At 81.1% G+C, this 747-nt stretch carries 1 pseudogene; it reads right to left on the minus strand.

The window, feature by feature from the left end:
• Window positions 1-403 precede the first annotated feature (403 nt).
• Window positions 404-747, minus strand: a pseudogene (locus tag FRZ03_RS23135) (aspartate aminotransferase family protein); the annotation flags it as partial.

A 747-nucleotide genomic window follows, 5' to 3' on the forward strand; every position in this document is an offset into this window, starting at 1 on the left:
CGGCTCGGGGCGGGTCAAAGGAGGTGGGCGACGGACGGCCCGTTGCGTGACGCCGGGACGCACCGCGGGCCTCGCGTCGGGGGCCGAACGCGCCACCCGCTCCCCTCGGCCCGCGCGCGGCGCCGGACCCCCGCGCCGGGCGGCCGGGCCGTGGGTCCCGGAGCCGTCGGACGGGGCCGGACCGAGCACATTCCGACGACAGGGCGGGGGCCGCCCCTGGGTCTGGTCCCCCAGCCGCCAGGCGACCCCAGGACCGCCGCACCCCACCGACCGGGCCGCGGCGCGGCCCGGGCCTCCCGGCCGTCGGACGAACCCGGGACGGCCACCACAGCCGGCCGGCAACGCCGCGGCAGACCGTGCGTCCCGACCCCGGTCCGCCCGCGCACCGCCACCTCGTACACCGTCACCCCCGGCACGGCGCCGTGTCCTCTCGCCGGGGCCGGGGCGGGCCGCAGGTCTCGTGGTCGTGGGCCACCGCCGCCACCGCGTCGGTCAGCCGGTCCAGTACGGCCGTCGCCTGTTCGTCGCTGATCGTGAGCGGTGGCAGCAGCCGGACCACGGCGCCGTGCCTGCCGCCGAGTTCCACGATGAGCCCCCGCCGGAGGCACTCGCGCCGCACGGCCTCGGCGAGTTCGGGCGCGGCGGGGCGGGGCGCGGGAGCGGACTCCCGGCCGGACGGCACCGCGTGCGGGCCGTGCGCGGCGCAGTCCCCGCCGACCGGCGCGACCGCACGGCTCCCGGAGCCGT

This window comes from Streptomyces misionensis, from assembly GCF_007896895.1.
Taxonomy (GTDB): Bacteria; Actinomycetota; Actinomycetes; order Streptomycetales; family Streptomycetaceae; genus Streptomyces; species Streptomyces misionensis_A.